General features: G+C 40.5%; 17 protein-coding genes. 13 read left to right on the plus strand and 4 right to left on the minus strand.

Going from position 1 to position 17,979, the window contains the following annotated elements; translation table 11 throughout:
- The first annotated feature begins 113 nt into the window (after positions 1-113).
- Entirely contained in the window at positions 114-299 is a 186-nt protein-coding gene (locus N475_RS06000) for a hypothetical protein (protein ID WP_063356592.1), read from the plus strand.
- Positions 300-656: 357 nt separating this feature from the next.
- On the plus strand, positions 657-1,466 hold the full coding sequence (locus tag N475_RS06005; protein WP_063364854.1) for an immunity 49 family protein: 810 nt from the start codon (positions 657-659) through the stop codon (positions 1,464-1,466).
- 484 nt (positions 1,467-1,950) lie between these two features.
- On the opposite strand, the gene N475_RS06010 is transcribed toward N475_RS06005, so the two are convergent.
- Positions 1,951-3,135, minus strand: coding sequence for a helix-turn-helix domain-containing protein (locus tag N475_RS06010; protein WP_063364855.1), 1,185 nt, complete (start codon positions 3,133-3,135; stop codon positions 1,951-1,953).
- A 155-nt stretch (positions 3,136-3,290) separates the two neighbouring features.
- Here N475_RS06010 and N475_RS06015 point away from each other — a divergent pair, with 155 nt between their 5' ends.
- Positions 3,291-3,725: a DUF6326 family protein gene (locus N475_RS06015; RefSeq protein WP_063356589.1), complete on the plus strand. Its 435-nt coding sequence runs from the start codon at positions 3,291-3,293 to the stop codon at positions 3,723-3,725.
- Between the two features lie 91 nt (positions 3,726-3,816).
- Positions 3,817-5,214, plus strand: coding sequence for an FG-GAP repeat domain-containing protein (locus tag N475_RS06020; RefSeq protein WP_063364856.1), 1,398 nt, complete (start codon positions 3,817-3,819; stop codon positions 5,212-5,214).
- A gap of 131 nt (positions 5,215-5,345) precedes the next feature.
- Here the strand turns inward: N475_RS06020 and N475_RS06025 are convergent, their stop codons facing one another.
- Entirely contained in the window at positions 5,346-6,329 is a 984-nt protein-coding gene (locus N475_RS06025; protein ID WP_063364857.1) for an ATP-grasp domain-containing protein, read from the minus strand.
- The gene (locus tag N475_RS06030; protein WP_063364858.1) at positions 6,329-6,673 is read right to left on the minus strand and encodes a MaoP family protein; all 345 of its coding nucleotides are present in this window, start codon (positions 6,671-6,673) and stop codon (positions 6,329-6,331) included. The genes N475_RS06025 and N475_RS06030 overlap by 1 nt, the downstream gene beginning before the upstream one ends.
- 105 nt (positions 6,674-6,778) lie before the next feature.
- Between N475_RS06030 and N475_RS06035 the strand changes: the two genes are divergently transcribed.
- Together N475_RS06035 and N475_RS06040 are read left to right on the plus strand one after the other, a co-directional pair.
- Positions 6,779-7,651, plus strand: coding sequence for a LysR family transcriptional regulator (locus tag N475_RS06035; RefSeq protein ID WP_063356585.1), 873 nt, complete (start codon positions 6,779-6,781; stop codon positions 7,649-7,651).
- A 193-nt stretch (positions 7,652-7,844) separates the two neighbouring features.
- Positions 7,845-8,351 (plus strand): hypothetical protein, encoded by a 507-nt coding sequence (locus N475_RS06040; RefSeq protein WP_063364859.1) that lies wholly within the window; start codon positions 7,845-7,847, stop codon positions 8,349-8,351.
- 29 nt (positions 8,352-8,380) lie between these two features.
- On the opposite strand, the gene N475_RS06045 is transcribed toward N475_RS06040, so the two are convergent.
- A complete protein-coding gene (locus tag N475_RS06045; RefSeq protein WP_063364860.1) occupies positions 8,381-9,103 on the minus strand; it encodes a spermidine synthase in 723 nt (240 codons plus the stop codon).
- 198 nt (positions 9,104-9,301) lie between these two features.
- Between N475_RS06045 and N475_RS06050 the strand changes: the two genes are divergently transcribed.
- The 7 genes from N475_RS06050 to N475_RS06080 all read left to right on the plus strand — a co-directional run bounded on the left by N475_RS06050 (position 9,302) and on the right by N475_RS06080 (position 17,872).
- Positions 9,302-10,057 (plus strand): substrate-binding periplasmic protein, encoded by a 756-nt coding sequence (locus N475_RS06050; protein ID WP_155732548.1) that lies wholly within the window; start codon positions 9,302-9,304, stop codon positions 10,055-10,057.
- A 107-nt stretch (positions 10,058-10,164) separates the two neighbouring features.
- Entirely contained in the window at positions 10,165-11,664 is a 1,500-nt protein-coding gene (locus tag N475_RS06055) for a PAS domain-containing sensor histidine kinase (RefSeq protein WP_063356582.1), read from the plus strand.
- Positions 11,665-11,667: 3 nt separating this feature from the next.
- Positions 11,668-12,123, plus strand: a complete 456-nt coding sequence (locus N475_RS06060) for a response regulator (protein ID WP_063356581.1) — start codon at positions 11,668-11,670, stop codon at positions 12,121-12,123.
- The gene (locus N475_RS06065; RefSeq protein WP_081232375.1) at positions 12,123-13,550 is read left to right on the plus strand and encodes a PAS domain-containing sensor histidine kinase; all 1,428 of its coding nucleotides are present in this window, start codon (positions 12,123-12,125) and stop codon (positions 13,548-13,550) included. Before N475_RS06060 ends, N475_RS06065 begins: the two co-directional genes overlap by 1 nt.
- 177 nt (positions 13,551-13,727) lie before the next feature.
- On the plus strand, positions 13,728-14,384 hold the full coding sequence (locus N475_RS06070) for an ABC transporter ATP-binding protein (RefSeq protein ID WP_063356580.1): 657 nt from the start codon (positions 13,728-13,730) through the stop codon (positions 14,382-14,384).
- A complete protein-coding gene (locus N475_RS06075) occupies positions 14,377-16,800 on the plus strand; it encodes an ABC transporter permease (protein ID WP_063364861.1) in 2,424 nt (807 codons plus the stop codon). The genes N475_RS06070 and N475_RS06075 overlap by 8 nt, the downstream gene beginning before the upstream one ends.
- A 7-nt stretch (positions 16,801-16,807) precedes the next feature.
- Entirely contained in the window at positions 16,808-17,872 is a 1,065-nt protein-coding gene (locus tag N475_RS06080) for a lipocalin-like domain-containing protein (RefSeq protein WP_063364862.1), read from the plus strand.
- Positions 17,873-17,979 lie beyond the last annotated feature (107 nt).

Here is a 17,979-nt window from a genome sequence, read left to right on the forward strand (position 1 = left end):
TCTTTGTCATGGTGGCTTGAGTTGCGTTATGTTTTTTGATCTGATCACGCAAAAGTTCAGAAGTTCAATTATTTAGGAAACAAGGCCGTTTTTAGGTCCATTTAGGTGATGAAATGACAAACAATATAAAACAGCTGTTATTAATTGTTGTGGTGTTTGTAATCGGTACCTCTTTTCAGTATGTCTTGTGGGGTAGACCAGAGGCAGATTTCTTTACAGCTATTTTTCAAACTAACCCATGGCTTTGGCTCTTATATTTTCTAGGAGGGAATTTTGTTGTGGAAAAATTGATAAAATAAAAGTAATAAGAGACTAAATGTCGGAATAATAAAAATTAACCAATATAGAACCCCAATCCTTGCTGAGGCTTTCATTTTATACGTGAACGTCATTTGAAACTGGAACAAGAGCCCGGAAGTTCTTGCTCAGGGGCATACTCTAGAGCAGTTTAAGGGTGACATTGAGTTTCGCAAAGTTACGTAAGAGTTTGACAACGACCGCCAGTTTAACTCCAATTACAAGGTCACAAACTATAAAGTCGGGGAAATAAAGCTATGAGCACATTAAAATGCCACTTTACCGAGCGATGGCCACTGAGTGGCCGGGAAAATCTGCTGAACTATACAGCTGGAAGTTATGTGCGTTTCTGGCGGGATATGTTTGATGAGAAAGAAAAACTAGATTACACCCGAGGCGAACCAAAAGGTAGAATGGTGTCCGACTTTTCTAACCAATGCCTTCATCTAATCATCAATAATAACTTGGTGCGTCAGGAACCAACGGAGTTGGTATTGGCGGCTGCACGTGATGGATTGGATCTCTTATGTGCGCATTATCATCTGGCCATGCAGCCGGGTGAATTACATATTTATTCAATCAGAGAAGGGGTTTTTCGCTCTATTGGCGACAGTCGTTTGGGGGCTGCAACTATGCAGATTTGGCTTACGCATGTTTGTATGACTCTGGCGTTTCGTGATTTCGATGCGCTGGGGTTGATGTGTGAGTTTGGTGCGCCTCAGTTAAACATGGCGGGCGCGAAACCTGACAGATTTGATTTTGCCCTTGTAGAATTGGTAAAAGGTGCCTTTCGCTCGGGAGCAGACTTACCTAAGCTGGTTGAAGCGCTGACATTAGCAGCAGCGCCGGACAACATTGAGCCACCACGCAGACGTTATGTTTATAACTTATACTTACCATTTGCGGATACACTCATTGCTATTTTGAATGGTGATCAGGCGCATTATGAACGTGCTTTTATTGCCGGAATTGAGGCACATTATGCTCATTACAATGTAGAAGAGCCCGAGCTGGGTCATGGGATGGCGTTCTTCCTCACTGCGGCAGCGAGCCTGGCGTACGATCAGCAGGGTTGGACGTGTCCAGAAACACCTTATGTACCTCAATGGATAGTGAAAAAAGATTTCACCTTACCCATGACTGGTGCGCCATTGCCGACGTTAGACTAATTTTGGTTGAAGTGCACCCGCTTTAGTGAGTGCACTGAATATAATGCGAAACCAAGATGACGTACACAGAGTATCCATATATGCCACGGAAAATACTTGATTTAAATAGGGCTGCATTTGGGGTTGTTCCATCTCTGCTTTGTGGTTTACTCTGAGTTTATCTATTTACTTCAAACGTTTTATTACTTCGCTGGCATTGCACTTACGCAAATACTATGTTCAACATAACCTGCCCATCCTTGTATGGCGCGTAGCTAAATTGTAAAAGGTCTTTTGTGCAAACAATTCAACACGCAACTTAAGCATTAAAGCACATCGCTATAAGCTATCTATTTGTAAGGCTTCCCAAAGTAAAGCATAATCTAAACCTTTTCAGGACAGTTTCTAATTCTATGAATAACTTATGGAAGTTCACTATCAGCAATAGTCGAGCAATCTGTTTTTGGATATCGACATAAATTAGAACGGTATTAGGTATAGGGTTTTAACTACTCACATGATCCTTTCTAAACTCACTAGGGGTTTTCCCTGTTGTTTGTTTAAATGCTTTGTAAAAAGATGACCGAGCGTTAAAACCTACTTCCAATGCAATATCGAGTACAGTGCTGCTATTGGCCAATATTTGGGGCTTGGCAGCCTCAATGCGCCATTGATTAACAAAGTCGAAAAAGCTTATGGAGAGCGTTTCATTTAGTGTTTGAGAAATATAGTTTGGTGAAATATTAAGGTGCTTTGAAAGCTTTTGCAGTGATAAATCAGAATCTAAATAGAGTTTGTCCTGTTCCATTGCCGAATTTATCTTTATTGCGATACGTGCTGATTGTGTTTGATCTAAAGCGGAGCGCTTATATTTTTTAGTTGGGCCATCCTTATCATCAGTAGAATTGTCGTGATCTTTAATCAACTTCTTTATTACACCGTCATCTAACATTGCTAGCGCAGGCTTTTGTTGTAAGCCAAAGTGGGTCAGACACCAGATTAACAGCAGAGAAAGGAACATCTCTGTTGTGCTAGTAAATAAAGCATGCTCAAACAAACTTGAGAAAAATACCGTCACTACAGAACACATCCAAACACTTACAGCAATAAAAAGTAGCCAATTCATCCATTTAAGCTCTTTATGGTCGTGATTTGAGAAAACGTCTTTTAACCTGTTACGGTATTGACCCAACTTCCGTACAATCTTTAATAAGGTATATGCGCACTGTACTAGCCACAACAACATCATGACTAAAATACCCATAAGTAATGTGCTAACAAACGGGTCCTTTATATCCTTATCATGTATGAAAATGGCAGTATGAACTTCTTTGGGTAAAAACAACATCATTATCGAAATCAATATGGCTGGGGCTATTAATCCATAATGTTTCAGTAGCCTTTTGCTTAACTGCCAAGGTGTATCGGCCGTCAGCCCTTCTACGTAAAACCATAATGAGGGACAAAGTAAAAACAGGGCTGGAAATGCAACAGCTGTGTACAGTGCATAGTAATCAGGTAACACCGAAGAAATAGTAGAATTTAATGCCAAAATACCACTGGCGAGTAAAAATAGTGCCAATGGCAAATTCATCGCATGCTTCGCAACTCGTGATAAGAGAATGGGCACACTGATACACACTTGGCCAACAATAATCATAGTCAGAATAGTTTCGATAGGGTCGGCCAAGTTCTGTTCCTTTTATAGCTCTGTCTTTGAAGGCTTAAACATAAAAAAGTGTCCGCGCTTATAGTCTCGGACGACCTAACTATTTATAAGTTATATCGTTTAGTTCCGTCAACTATTCCCAAACCAAGGGATTAAATTAAACTAACGGAGCTAATATGAATACAGCAAAAGGTATTTCGACACCATTTGAAGATTACCGAATAAATGTAAAATTGAAGATTTCGGCATTGTGGATAGCAGTGATGTTTTGCTATGTCTACGGTGATTATATTCAAGTATTTGTACCTGGAATTATGTCCGAAGCGTTGCTCGTCAGTGCAGACAAAGAGGGGATTCAATTTGAATTCTTTGCAGTCGCACTATTAATGTCCATTCCTAGTGTGATGGTCTTTTTGACTTTGGTATTAAAACCTCTCATCAATCGAAGATTAAATATCATCATTCCCAGTTTATTTGTTGTGCTTCTTGTGTCCCTTAACTTGGAAACTGTGTGGGGCTTTTATCTCTATCTCACAGGACTAGAAGTTTTGCTGTCTTTAATGACGATTTGGCACGCTTGGAAATGGCCAAAGAGTGAGATTATGGATTAAAACTAGCAACAAAGTAGGTTTTGCTAAATCGCGGCATAAAATTTATCTATATATTACAACTAAATAAGACATATTTTGAAGGACTTTAAATATGAAACAATTACTCCCTTTTGCTTTATTCAGTAGTTTGACTTACGCATACGACTTCATCGACTTGCAATACAATGCGAATGGTAAGCTCATCATGCCAGACACTGATTCAGCCTTTGTTGCTGGTAATGATGAATCGGCTTATTTACAAAAAATCGATCTGAATAGTAAACAAACAACTTTGTTAGCGTTACCTGAAAAGCCGATCATGTATAGCCTTGGTAAACTTGCAAATCACCAAGGTACCCAAGCCTTTGTGCTAACAGAGCAAGGCATTTTTCATGTTGGCGCAACAAAAACTCGTAAATTGTTGAAAGCAGACTCGGTGTTTAAGCCTGATACTTTTTCTAATTTTAAATATCAAACGTTTACGTTAGATGCAAATGGTGACGGCTTAACCGACTTTTATTTGCCCGGTATTGAAGTTCAAACCATTTATATCCAGCAAAAGAGTGGTGAGTTTACGTCTACCACACTTCCTTTAAGTGCAAAAACAGTCACTCAAGAAAAAGAACAAAACTTAGTGATCAGTCATACATTGCCGCGCTTTCCTATACTAGCCGACATAAATGGAGATGGTATCGATGACTTGATGTTTTATGATCAAAAAGCAGTACAGTATTTTCTGGCGACTAATCAAGGCCCAAATAAAAAACTGAAAACACTCATTTCGATTGATGATAAAAGCAAGCAGCAAATAGAAAAGTTAAGAGACTTTAACAATGATGGTTTTCCAGACATTCATATTGTAGAAAGCCTCTCTGAAGGCGCTGATGAGGACAGTAATCTAGACAGTGAAAGCATTCACAGGGTTTTCTTTTCTGAGCAGACGAGTAATGGACTGGTCTTTAAAGGCAACCCAGATATTACACTCACATTGGAAGAGACTAGCTCCATTGCCGACATCAGTGATTTTGATGGAGACGGGCTAAATGACTTAGCGATTATCTCTTTTGATATTGGCTTTATGGATATTATTTCTATCGCCAGTGCTGCGATGGAAAATAAAGAAGTGATGCTTGATAGCACTATCAGTATTTATAAGGGGAAAACCAACAATCAGTTTTCAAAAAAAGCAGCCTCAAAGAAAAGCTTTGAATTGGCAATGAATATGAACGAATCAAATAGCGGCACTGGAAAAGGTGTTATTTTCAAAGACTTTAATGGTGATGGGCTAACTGATTTGTTGATTAGAACTGATACCAATGAGATAAAATTGTATTTTGGTGATGAAAAAAGGGCGTTGTCACGCAGAGCCAAGCGAATTAAGTGCTCACTGCCAAAATCTTCAGGCGATATTTATAGTCATGACCTAAACCAAGATAATAAAGAAGAAATTGTATTGAAGGTCAAAGATAAAAAAGAAGGCTTTAGACTCGAAGCTATCAGTATAAAATAAGCAGTATTTAAACAGGTATCTATCTCAAATATTGCGAAATCGCCCAGCATTTAAGGGCACGCCTTTGAGTTTACGAGACAATAAAAAAGAAGCACTTTAGTGCTTCTTTGATACAGGGCAATATACGCGAATTAATTGGATTGAATTGCTCGTTTAGCTTCGCTTGGTTTGGCAGCTTTTGGTTTGTCATTCAACTTTGGTTGCGTCCTATCAAATATACCTAACCTTATTCTGATAAAGTGAAATATCTCTTTTGGCACGTTGATATCAACAGCGTTTTCCAAACCCTCAAAACCTGGGGATGAATTTGCTTCACAAATCTTAAAGTGCTCCTGATCAAACAGCAAATCAATGCCTGCAACATCAAGTCCTAAAACGTTTGCAGTTTGTGTTGCTAACCACTCTATTTCAGGTGTAATAGGGTGAGGCTTTCCTTTTGCACCGGCACTGACGTTGGCCTTGAAGTTTTCTCCGTTTGAGTTTCGCTCCATACAAGCAATAGCACGACCACCAATGGTAAATACGCGTAGATCTCTACCATGGCTCGCTTTTACAAACTGTTGCAGAATGATATTCGCCTTAGGGTTAGTCGCCTCAATCAGCTGCATAAGGTCGTCAAATTCGCCTTTTGACTTAGACAAAAAGACACCACTTCCTTGCGAGCCCGAAAGTGTTTTCACAACTACAGGAAATCCAATCTGCCTCTCTACTAATGCTACATTTACCGGAAACTTGACCAGCATTGTGTCTGGAGTCGGAAGGTTTTTTTCAGCCAATATTTGTTGCGCAAACAGCTTATCTTTAACTGTCTCAATAGAGTGAGAGCTGTTTACACAGTAAACACCCAAGCGCTCTAAGTGGCGTATAATCGCTAGCGCGAAATAAGTGGTGCCAGCGCCCATTCTTGGCATTACAAAATCAGGCAATGCCTGTTTTTTACCGTCGATGAGAATACTTTTTTCATCTTCTCTTGTTACGGTTAAGTCAAATTGATCTGGAGAAAATACTTCGAGTTCAATGTTCTCTTCTTTCGCAACTTCTACAAGCCTATGTATTTCATAAGACTCTTGACGAAGTAAACTCGCATTTTCTTTGTAAATTATCCAGCCTCGCACTAATAGCTATCCTCTGTTTCACTGTAATTGTCTTGATTGGTTGATTTTGCTGTGGCGCTAAGCGTATGTATTGCTCGCTTTTGCGTCAGCTTTTTATACTTTTGCCACAAGCGCTCGACTTTTGTCTCGCTGTCCTTTTCGTGATTGCAGGTCTGTAAAAAGTTTTGCTCTACTTGATTGTTCGGTACATCTATACCTTGTTCGAGTACAAAAAGTCTTCTACCTACTTGGGTTAACAATTCCGATTCTTGAATTGTAAAGTGCCCACTGCGGTTAAAACCATTTGGGAAGTTGATATCATCATAGAAGTTACTTGTTTTCACAAAGCCATGTAATAATTCCATCTTCACACTCTCTCATTGACAAAAGATCGTATTTTCACGGAGTATGCTGGGGATTTAAGTGTGTGTACAACAATATAATTTTATCGTTACGATAAGAGGTAACAAGTGGATATTGAACTGATAAAAACATTTATTGAGGTAAAAGATTGTCGTCATTTTGGTAAGGCAGCAGAAAATCTTTATCTTACTCAAGCAGCTGTGAGTTCACGAATCCGTCAGTTAGAACAATACTTTGGAGTACAGCTTTTCGTTCGTAATAGAAACAACATCCAGCTTACGCCAGCAGGAGAGCGGTTAGTGAGTCATGCTGAATCGATGTTGCAAACGTTGCGGATGGCAAAACAAGATGTCGCATTAACGGGAGAGCAATTGACCCAAATTAGTATTGCAGGTACACCGAATACTTGGGATACCTATATTCATGATGCGATCTCAAAAATATATGCCAGACAGCCGAATTTGAGCTTAGTGGCCGAGATCCAGTCACGAGAGCAGATTTCTCGACAGCTAATTGAACGAGCCTTAGACGTGGCTATTTTATTTGACCCACCGAAAGTGGACGAATTAAAGATTGAACGTTTACATACATTTGAATTGATCCCCGTTTCTACCTTTGCCAATGAGGTAGAAAAACCGCAAGAGGTAAAGCGCTACATTATGGTTGATTGGGGGACTAGTTTTAATGCATGGCATGCAAAAGAGCTAAAAGAGATTGCTACGCCTTCTGTCCGCACAAGTACTGCACGTATTGCACTGGATCTAATTTTGCAGTGTGGTGGCAGTGCATACTTGCCCGATGTATTGGTTCGTCCATTTATTGAGCAAAATCTTTTATATTGTTTAGACGACTTACCTACATTCTCAAGAGAAGTGTATGTGGCATTTCACAAAGACAACGAACATGCAGATAAATTACATGAAATACGTCGAATGCTAAGACAAGAAGAGCCAGAGGCTCCATCAATTCTGGCACCTTAGAAAATACGTTAAGCTGTGGCTTCGCATTCTTCAATATGCGAAGTCTCATGATATGTGTTGAACCTGTAAAAATAATTTAAGGATGGGCTCTACAACTTTGTAATGATTAGTGCTGGTTATACTTGTCAATCTCATTTAAATAGCTAAGATCTTCCGCCAGACTGAGTAACTTTACCGCCAAACAGAGCGTGACATGCCTAAATCCAAAACAAGCCAGCTAATTTACATGGTTGTACTAAATAGATGGTTTCTTCTTTTTCCATTAATTCTTATTTGTTTGCTCGTAACCAATATTACGGTAGAAGACCTACGTTTCTTGTTTGGTCATATGGATGAACATGGCTATCAAAATGTCATTGACAACGAATCAACCATCACCATTTTATTGATTGGGTTTGGCGCGGTGATGGATGGCAGAAAGATTTTGTCAAAACGTGCTCGGGACAGCAAACAAGACACACGTCTAGAAGAACACACGTTATTAAACGAAACCTCTGAATACTATGGCTTTATGCTTATAGTGATTGGGATCTCAATTGAGATTGTCGACCAATTGGCAAACTACTTACGTAACTTTCATCTTGAGCTACTCGTATTTGAAGCTTGGTTTAGCATTGTTTTGAATATTGTTGCAGTGGGAGTCATGCTAAAAGCCACCTACAAAATTGCGGTGATAAAAAAGCACAATCATCAGCTTTAATAATTGACTATGCAGTAATGGCTTAATTCTTATACACGTAACTCAAATAGTGCTTGGGAGCGCCAAATAGGGTCCAGTGGTTTATTGTCCGTACTGATAAGCCAAACAAAGTTGGCAAATTGCTCTGCCTTAAACCCATAGATTGTGGTTCCTGAAAAAACATCAATCAGTATCTTGTGTAACGTTTCTAGGTGCTCTTGGGTAGAAAGTACGGTATTTAGAACTACCCAACTGTTTTTAGTCAGATGTTTTTTTATGTCTTGATAGAAAGACGTTTCAAACATAAAAGGCACGGGCTCTGATGAGTCAAAAACATCCACAAAAATCAAATCAAAAGGCTCTGCGGTGGTGTCGTTTATAAAATGGCACGCATCCATACAATGGATAGTGTGGTGAAGTTGTTGCGGGTTAAAATGTTCTTCGTATAGATCAATGACCGTTTTGTCATACTCCACAACTTCAATACCTAACGCTGGGTAGTGTTCACTAAGGTGTCTTAGGATCCCGCCACCACCAAGGCCAAGCTCCAATGCGCGAGCTGGGTTTTTCATTACATTTAAAGGGAGTGTCATAAACAACATATGCGGAAACATCAAAGCATCTGGCTGCGAGAGCGACATCGCGCTTTGTACACACCCATCAATACAAAACCAGCGTAACTCATTGTTTTGGTATACTTCGTATAATTTGCCTTGATTATTCAGTTGCACAATTTGAGATAATTGTTCATGTTGGTCTATTGTTTTTGACATACTAATTTCGGAACAGTGATAAGACAGGGTATATTCTAGTAATTAATTTGTCGTTTTGTAATATCAGTGCCTATTTTATAGTGATATGCTATTAATAGATTGAGTAATAAAAATACTAAAGTGCTAAATAAGTAACGTTGGTATTATCCTTTTCTGCAATAACCGTCACTCTATGTGACTAGGTGTGTAAAATAAGTAATGAAGTATCGTTTTGTTAGTACACTGTTGGTCTGGATAACGTTAATTGTGAGCATGTCTTCCAATGCACAACTCATTCGTTTTATCGCAGAAGACTTACCGCCTTATCATTTCATCAACGATGCTGGAAAAGCAGATGGTGGTCTAGTTGAAATTGCCCGCGCATTGCAACAAGAAAGTGGCTTAGAAGCCAAAATAGAAATTTTACCCATGGCCAGAGCACATCACGAGTTACAAACTAAAAATAATGTAGTGATGTTAGCTTGGTTAAAAACGCCTTCTCGTGAACAAGGGTACAAATTTTTAGGCTCGATGTGTCAAATCTCTGCGTCGCTGATTGGTTTGAAAGAAAACAAACTAAATCTGACAGATCTTGAACATGCGAAACAATATCGAATCAGTACCATTCGCGGATACTACAGCGAAGAGTATTTACGTGGAGCCGGGTTTTCAGAGGAGCATGACCTTGTTTTAGTCTCCCATTATGCGAATCTTTGGCAGCTATTATACAAAGGGCGGACAGATTTAATACTCACCAATACACAAACCATAAAACGAGAGTTAGATGCTTTAGGGCTAAATCCTGACAAGTTAGAGTACAAACTGACACTGAAAGATTTTCCGTCGCAACTGCATTTAGCAGCCAATCAAAGCTTTCCAGACGAACTAGCAGTAAAAATAAGTGCGGCGTTGGATAAGCTTAAGACCTCTGGTCGATATCAAAAAATCATTCAAAAATGGCAAATGCCAAACTAAGCATGCGCAAAAAAGGAACTTATTTTTTAAGCTAATAGCGAGCAGCAATGGTTTCCTTTGACTACACTTTTCATTCAGGATAATCGTTGGGAAGCTAACAAAGTAGGATGGAAATCGGTGACTTGCAGCTGCAAACGGTGATGGACAGCGTCAAAGACGGGTTTATCATGACGGATGAATGTGGCGAAATTATTAGCTTTAACCTTTCGGCTTCTAAAATATTTGGTTATACAAAACAGCAAGTTATTGGCCAAAATATCACTTCTTTATTGTCATCAGAATACCGACCTCTCTATTTCAAGTATGTGCAGAGCATTCAACATGTAGGCGATATGCAGCAACCTTCTTCAAGCTTGGAGGTACTGGCAATACATCAAGCCGAGACAGTTTTTCCGGTGGAGTTATCAGTCAGTGCACTAGAGGTTAGGGATAAAACAGTTTACTTGGCAACCGTGCGGGATATTACAGAGCGAAAAGAAGCTGACCAGTCGATTAAATCCTACATCGAACATATTGAAACGATTATGGATACCGTGCTTGATGGACTCATTACCATAGATATGAGAGGAACCATTCATAGTTTTAATGCAGCGGCTGAAGCTATTTTTGGGTATCGAGCCAGTGATGTCGTGGGTAGAAACGTAAAGATGTTGATGCCTGAGCCTTATCAATCAGAACATGATATGTACTTAGAAAACTATCATCAGACAGGTGATAAAAAAATTATTGGTATAGGTCGAGAGATAACTGGCAGACGCCATAGTGGGCATTTATTTCCCATGGAATTAGGCGTCAATGAAATGGTTGTGCAGGGCAAAACCATGTTTGTTGGCACAGTACGTGACATTTCCGAGCGCAAAGCGGCGGAAGCCGCCATAGATTCTTACATTCGCAAACTCCAGATTAGCAACTCAGAGCTAGACCAATTTGCGTACATAGCCTCCCATGATTTAAAGGAACCTTTGCGAGGCCTCGCAAACAATGCGCTATTTCTAGAGGAAGATCATGGTAATGCTATGGGCGATGAAGGGGTACGGCGAATTCAGCGGATACGGTTTTTGTGCACACGCATGGAAAAGCTCGTAGACAGCCTGTTGTACTATTCAAGGCTTGGGCGTCAGGACTTGGCAGTTGAACATGTTGACTTGAATGCACTGATTGATAGTGTGGCCGAGTTAACACTTCCAGAAGAAACCGCGCAAAGTGTCAGTCTATCCATACCCAAGACGCTGCCTTGTATTACTTGCGATAAACCCAAAGTTTCAGAGCTCTTTCGTAACCTGATTTCTAATGCTGTTAAGTACAATAAATCAGCAAACAAAGAGATCGAAATAGGCGTAAAGTCGTGTATTGAGCCTGTCCATAACACGCTGGAAACTCGCGTATTCTATGTAAAAGACAATGGGCAGGGCATTGATAGTCGATTCTTTGAGGATATTTTTAGAATTTTCAAACGGCTAAATGAAGAGGATGACTCCGTGCGTGGCACTGGCGTTGGTCTCACTTTCGTTAAAAAAATTGTTGAGCGCCATAATGGGCAGATTTGGGTTGAATCGGAACTCGGCCGCGGTAGCTGCTTTAATTTTACCTTGAAGCTAGGAGACTGACAGATGGACAAAGACCTAGGTCTGCTTTTGTTGGTAGATGACAACCCAGATGACTTTGAAGCGATACTGCGCAGTTTAAGAAAAAGTCACTTTATGAACCCGATTCAATGGTGTCAGTCTGGTCAAGATGCCAAAGACTTTTTATATAAAGGGGGCAAGTACGAAACGCAAGAGCATTTAAAAAGGCCCGTTTTAGCGCTGGTGGATTTGAATATGCCAGGTTTGGATGGCAGACAGTTGTTACGTGAATTGAAAGCCGATCCAAAAATGTGTTCAATACCCATCGTGGTGCTGACCACCTCGAGCGATCCTCAAGACATTGAGTCTTGTTATGCGCTTGGGGCATCTGCTTATATTCAAAAGCCTGTGGAGTTTGACGATTTAGCGGTTGCATTTAAGAAGCTCAAAGATTTTTGGTTTGATGTTGCTTTACTCCCTACAACTGACGGATATGACTAGTGCAAAACTTTAACTGCTTACTGATAACTGACGACATTGACAGCATTGAAGTGTTTAGCCATGCCTTAAAAGATACAGGTATAAATCACACATTGTACTTGTCTGCAACACCTTCAGCAGGGTTACAAAAGGCGCAGCGCATCAAGCCAGACTGTATTCTTATGAGTGAGCTCTTATTGCCAGATACAGATGTTAAAGCACTATCGGAATACACGCCTTTATTGTGTATTGCGTGCAGTGACAATATCGAAGAACCAGCTCTATCAAATTTTGGCTCGCTTACAACAGTTAAAATTAACAGCGCAATGGCTCGCGATTTGATGGGGTTATTGCCCGAACACAACCCGATAAAACAATCGATTGCATCTAAAATTGTATTTAATGCAGCATTTTTAGATTTGGTAATTGAGAGTATTCCAAACTACGTTTTTGTAAAAGATACTCAGTTTAGAATTGTGCGTGCTAATCAGCAATTTTTATCGCTCTACCCTGAGAACTACAGAGACAAAGTGATTGGCTCTACAACCATAGAAGACTATGACCCCGCAGAGGCTCAAGAGTTTTTGGCTAAAGACCGTGAAGCGTTTACGTGTGGTTACAGTGAAACCGTCGAAAAAATCCAATTTCCAAATGGAGAGCTTCGCACGTTATTTACGCAAAAAAAGCGATTCACCGACGAACATGCGCAAGATTATATTTTTGGGATTTGTACAGATGTAACTGAGCGTGAAGATCTGATTAAAAAACTGACTAAGTCCAACCAAGATCTGGAACGGTTTGCTTACAGTGCATCGCACGATTTAAAGTCACCACTTAATGCCATTAAAAACCTCGTTGGTTGGATAGAAGAAGATCACTTTGAGCAACTACCCGAAGGCGCAAAAGACAGTTTCAAGTTAATTAAAAGCCGCAGTATTCGCATGGCGAGGCTGCTGGATGACCTGTTAGCATATTCACGAGTGCAAAAACGACTTGAAGATGAGGAGTGGGCGCTCGTTGATGATATTATTCACTCTGCGTTTTCTGTAATCGATAGTTCCGAAAAGTTCTCGCTTAAAATCACTGGGCCTAAATTGCAGCTCCCTCGAGTAGCGTTTCAAATTGTAGCGATGAATTTGCTCGGCAACGCAATTAAGCATCATCATAAAAACAGTGGTGTTATAAACATAGAAATTAAGGCTCAATCCAATGGGCATCAAATTTCATTTATTGATGATGGCCCAGGAATTCCAATAGCCTACAGTAAAAAAATCTTTGAAATGTTCCAAACACTTCAGTCTCGAGATGTGGTTGAAGGCAGTGGTATGGGGCTTGCACTAGTTAAAAAAGTTTTGGACTATTACGAAGGACACGTCACATTAAATGAACATCATGAAGGCGGTGCAAAGTTTGATGTTTTGTGGCCGAAGAGGGCCAAAATTAAATAGCATTTAACCTCATCAAATGTCGTAATTTTTAATTTGTAAAAGGTTTATTTATCCTGTTTACTATCAACGTAGTTTTACCATGATTCACATTTGGTTGTAATTTTCATGGCCTTACCTCTGGAACACGAGTTACATTTTAGTGCACACTAGCGTCAATAAGTAACTTTAGAGACCGCAATGATCCAGCTAAAGCAAGTAACTTTTTCCAGAACAGATGGCACTACTCAAAGAAAAATTATTGACGATCTATCCATTACTATCAATGAAGGCCAACAGGTAGCATTGGTGGGAGATAGCGGCTCAGGTAAAACGACATTGCTAAACTTGCTTGCAGGTTTACTTGTGCCGACTGACGGTGAGATTACCGTCAATGGACACCTAATCTCTCATTTTAATGACAATCAACTTGCATTGTATCGGCGCACAATAGGGGTGATATTTCAGCATTATCAGCTACTAGAGGCATTGACTGTGGCAGACAACATCAGCTTTCAGGCGCGCTTAAATGGTTTTAAAGTTGAGCACAAACAACTAGAAACACTCGCTGAACGACTCGGTATAAAAGATAAATTGAGTGCTCTACCCAATCAACTTAGTGGTGGTGAGCAGCAAAGAGTAGGGATTGCTAGAGCCGTTATCAACCACCCGAAAGTCATTTTGGCGGATGAGCCAACCGGTAATTTGGACAGTGAACGAAGTCAAGAAGTGGTAGATCTGCTACAAGCTTTGTGTAAAGAGCGTAATATTAATTTGGTAATGGTGACGCACAGCCAAAGATTAGCTAAGCAATTTGAAACGCAGCTAAGGCTTAAAAACGGAAAGTTATATGACTGAGTTGCGGCTTATTTTTTTCACTTATGGTCAGTTTTATTTGCGCCATAAAGGATTATTGTTGTTATTTGTGCTTGGCTTTAGTTTAGGCAGTGCACTGATTAGTGCGATTTATGGATTAAATTTAGAAGCGTCACAAAGATACAATGAAAGCAGTGCATTGCTAGAAAATCCCGTTACCCATTTTATTAAACCTCAATTAGGGGAAAAGCAGCTCTCTCACACTGTCTGGCAAAACTTATCTCGTCAGTCAAACTTAAAAATGGAGCCTGTCCTTGAAGGCCGAGTTCAGTTAGAAGACAAGCGTTGGCTAAGTATTCGCGGTGTTGATTTATTGAAGTGGGTGCAATTTCAAGGTGGTGGTGATAACGAATCTGAAGGGCGCAAGAACCAACAAGGTCGATTATTTGAAACTGTATTTTTAGATCCAAAAGTGATTACACGGCTGGAGCCGGACGCTCCACAGAAAACGCTAACAATCGATGGAATTCAATATCGTATTAGCCCTATGGCTGGGCTCGGTTATCAGGCACTTATGGATATTAGCTTGGCAGATAAACTGTTGAATGCCAATGGCGCATTGAGCTTTATTGAAGTGATTGGAATGGATGAAGCCCGAGCGCAATTTCTAGCGCTTGAAATTGCGCAAACAGCTCGTTTGGAAAGCGCTTCTGATCAAAGTTTTGATACGCTTTCTGGGCCATTCTTTTTTAACCTTCAGGCCTTGGCTTTTCTGGGCTATATAGTTGGTGCCTTCTTAAGTTTTAATGCCATTAAACTTGCGTTTTCAGCCCGCAAAAAGTTGCAGCGCCAACTTTATGTTTTAGGTTGTCAGCAGCGCAGGTTGACTCAAGCTGTGGTTGTCGAGCTACTGTGTTTGGGGTTCATTTCGGCGTATTTTGGGGCGTTACTGGGCGTATCGTTGGCGAACTTGCTTGTCACAGATGTGGGTCGCGTATTGCGTAGCTTTTATCAGCTAGATAGGAGCTTAATTGTCGGTTTGGATTATTCTATGGTGTTACTTGGTTTTGCCTTGAATACCTTGGTTTTGATTTGCTTTTTAGGGTCGCAAAAAGCCATTACTGACAGTTATAAAAGAATGGCTGCAATCGGCGTATTTGTATTGAGTGTGATTGGTGCTTTAGTGCTATGGCAATACGCAGATAGTAAGTTTTCGGCTCTGATGTTGTGTGCTTGTGTGTTAATGGTGTTTTTTGTTATTACACCTCGTGTTCTTAAGCGAACTTTTAGCTGCCAGTGGCCCACGCAATCCCCACTATTGCTATGGGTAAAAGCGGACAGCCAAACTCAAATCAATGAATTATTAAGCGCGGTTTTAGCAACCTTAATGGCAATGGGGGCAGCCATAGGTATGCAAGTTATGGTACACAGCTTTAGCACGGCATTGGACAGCCACTTACAGAAGCGTCTCAGTGCGGATTTATATATTCGACCACTTGTGGTCACTGAACAAATGGAGCGTGAGCTTAAAGAGTCAGGTTTATTCGATAAAGTGGGGGTTTATTGGCAGGCCCCCGCTCAGATAAATACAAAGACCAAAAGCTTAGGTGTAAAGCTCATTAGTTTTGGTAACAGTGCTCTTTATCATAGCCATATCACTTTACTTAATCGAGAGCTTATAGGGCCACAGCATATCGCGGGGGCAACCGATACACAATTGGCCCGCTGTTTGGTGAATGAGCCTGGATGGCGTATTAATGGGATTAATATTGGGGATACTGTGGAGCTGAGCCAAGGCGAAAGACAAATAGAGTGTCAAATCAGCGGGATTTATTATGACTATGGCGAACAAAGTACTGCGCTTTTAGTCACCACCTCAACGATAACAAATGCACAATTCGCCTACGAGGCATTTGGGTTTTCATTGACTTTAAAACCAGAGCAAGACATTGACGAGGTCACCAAGCAATTAAAGGATACTTACGGCCTTGAAAGCAGCCAAGTGAGTGTAAATAAGACTTTTAAGGCATTCGCTAAGCAGCTGTTTGAAAATACCTTTAAGGTCACGCACGCACTTAATCTATTCATTATGTTAATAGCGCTGTTTGGTATTTGGGTGAGCTTTTTGACGCTGGGCCGCCAGCAGTTACAGCCTATGGCCATTTTGCAAACCCTAGGAGTAACGAGGAAGCAGCTGTTTTGGAGCAAATTACTGCAAGCATGCTTGATACTAGGTGTCACGACATTATTGGCTATTCCACTGGGAATATTACTAGGATGGGTACTTTTAACTTACGTAATGCCAATTGCATTTGGTTGGAGCATGGCGCTTGTTTTAAGTTGGCCTAATATTTTGGGTTTTTGCGCGGTCGTGTTGCTTTTAGCATTAATCGCCAGTGCTGCGCCCTTGATTAAATTAATTCGACGCAACGTAGCTGATAGTGTTTCAAGCTTGTAGAGGTGGTATGAAAAACCAAATAATATGTTTAATCGGTTTTGCTTTAATGGCAATGGGGTGCAGTGAGCAACCGTCTAAATCACAGCCTCAATTTTCCTTCTCAGAGCATATTGGTAAAGCAGTTAATCCTGATACAGAGCTAGTATTTCCAAAAGATCACGGTATTCATCCGGAGCAAGGGCTTGAATGGTGGTATATCACTGCGAACCTTGAAAGTGAGTCAAAGCAGCAATTTGGGGCGCAGTGGACATTATTTAGAGTGAGTACGCCAAACCTATCGAGTCATACCAACAGCAAATGGTGGGATGGGCAGTTTTATTTTGCTCACTTTGCATTGCAAACTAATGAAAACCACATTTCGTTTGAACGGTCTGGGCGTGCGGGCTCAGTAACCGTCAATGCAGCGCCATTTACAGCACAGATCCAAGATTGGCAGTTAACAAGCATAGAAGAATCGTATCTACCACTGAGTTTACAAGCGAGCGATTCAGGATATGGGGTTAAGCTTCAACTTGATCATAGTCCTAGGGTACTACATGGAGAAAATGGCTATAGTCAAAAAACACACGATGGCCATGCTTCTATGTATTACAGTTATCCATTTTTACAGGCCAGTGGTAGCGTTGAGTTTGCAGGGCAAACATATAAAGTTAAAGGGCGTGCCTGGCTTGATAGAGAATGGTCCTCTGCGTTTATAGATCCAAACCAAGCTGGGTGGGATTGGTTTAGCTTGCAAGCTAAAGAAGAATCAGACGGCGGATTGATGGCCTTTTGCATTCGTGGTGATGATCAAAACTATGAGTATTGCAGTGCAACTTCAATTAGTTCAAGCGGAGACAGTAAAGCCTACAGCAATGAACAAGTATCACTTAAAGTGCTAGAAAGTATTAAGTTAGATGGCAAGTTTTATCCCAAACTTTGGCTATTAAAAGTAGATGGTTTTGAGCCAATCGAGATCCAGAGTATTAATCCCGATTCTCGAAATAAACTAAGTATTCCTTACTGGGAAGGCAGAGTAAAAAGTACAGGTGGATTTGAGGCTTTGGGTTATGGCGAACTCGTTGGATACTAGTACACATTAAAGTGGCGCAAGGTTGTTTCTATAACAGAAAAATTGAAGAAAATAGAGATTTCTACTCGCGCACAAGGGGCTGAGGGATTATCATGCGCGACAAAGAA

It is taken from the genome of Pseudoalteromonas luteoviolacea DSM 6061, from assembly GCF_001625655.1.
In the GTDB taxonomy this organism is placed as follows: Bacteria; Pseudomonadota; Gammaproteobacteria; order Enterobacterales; family Alteromonadaceae; genus Pseudoalteromonas; species Pseudoalteromonas luteoviolacea.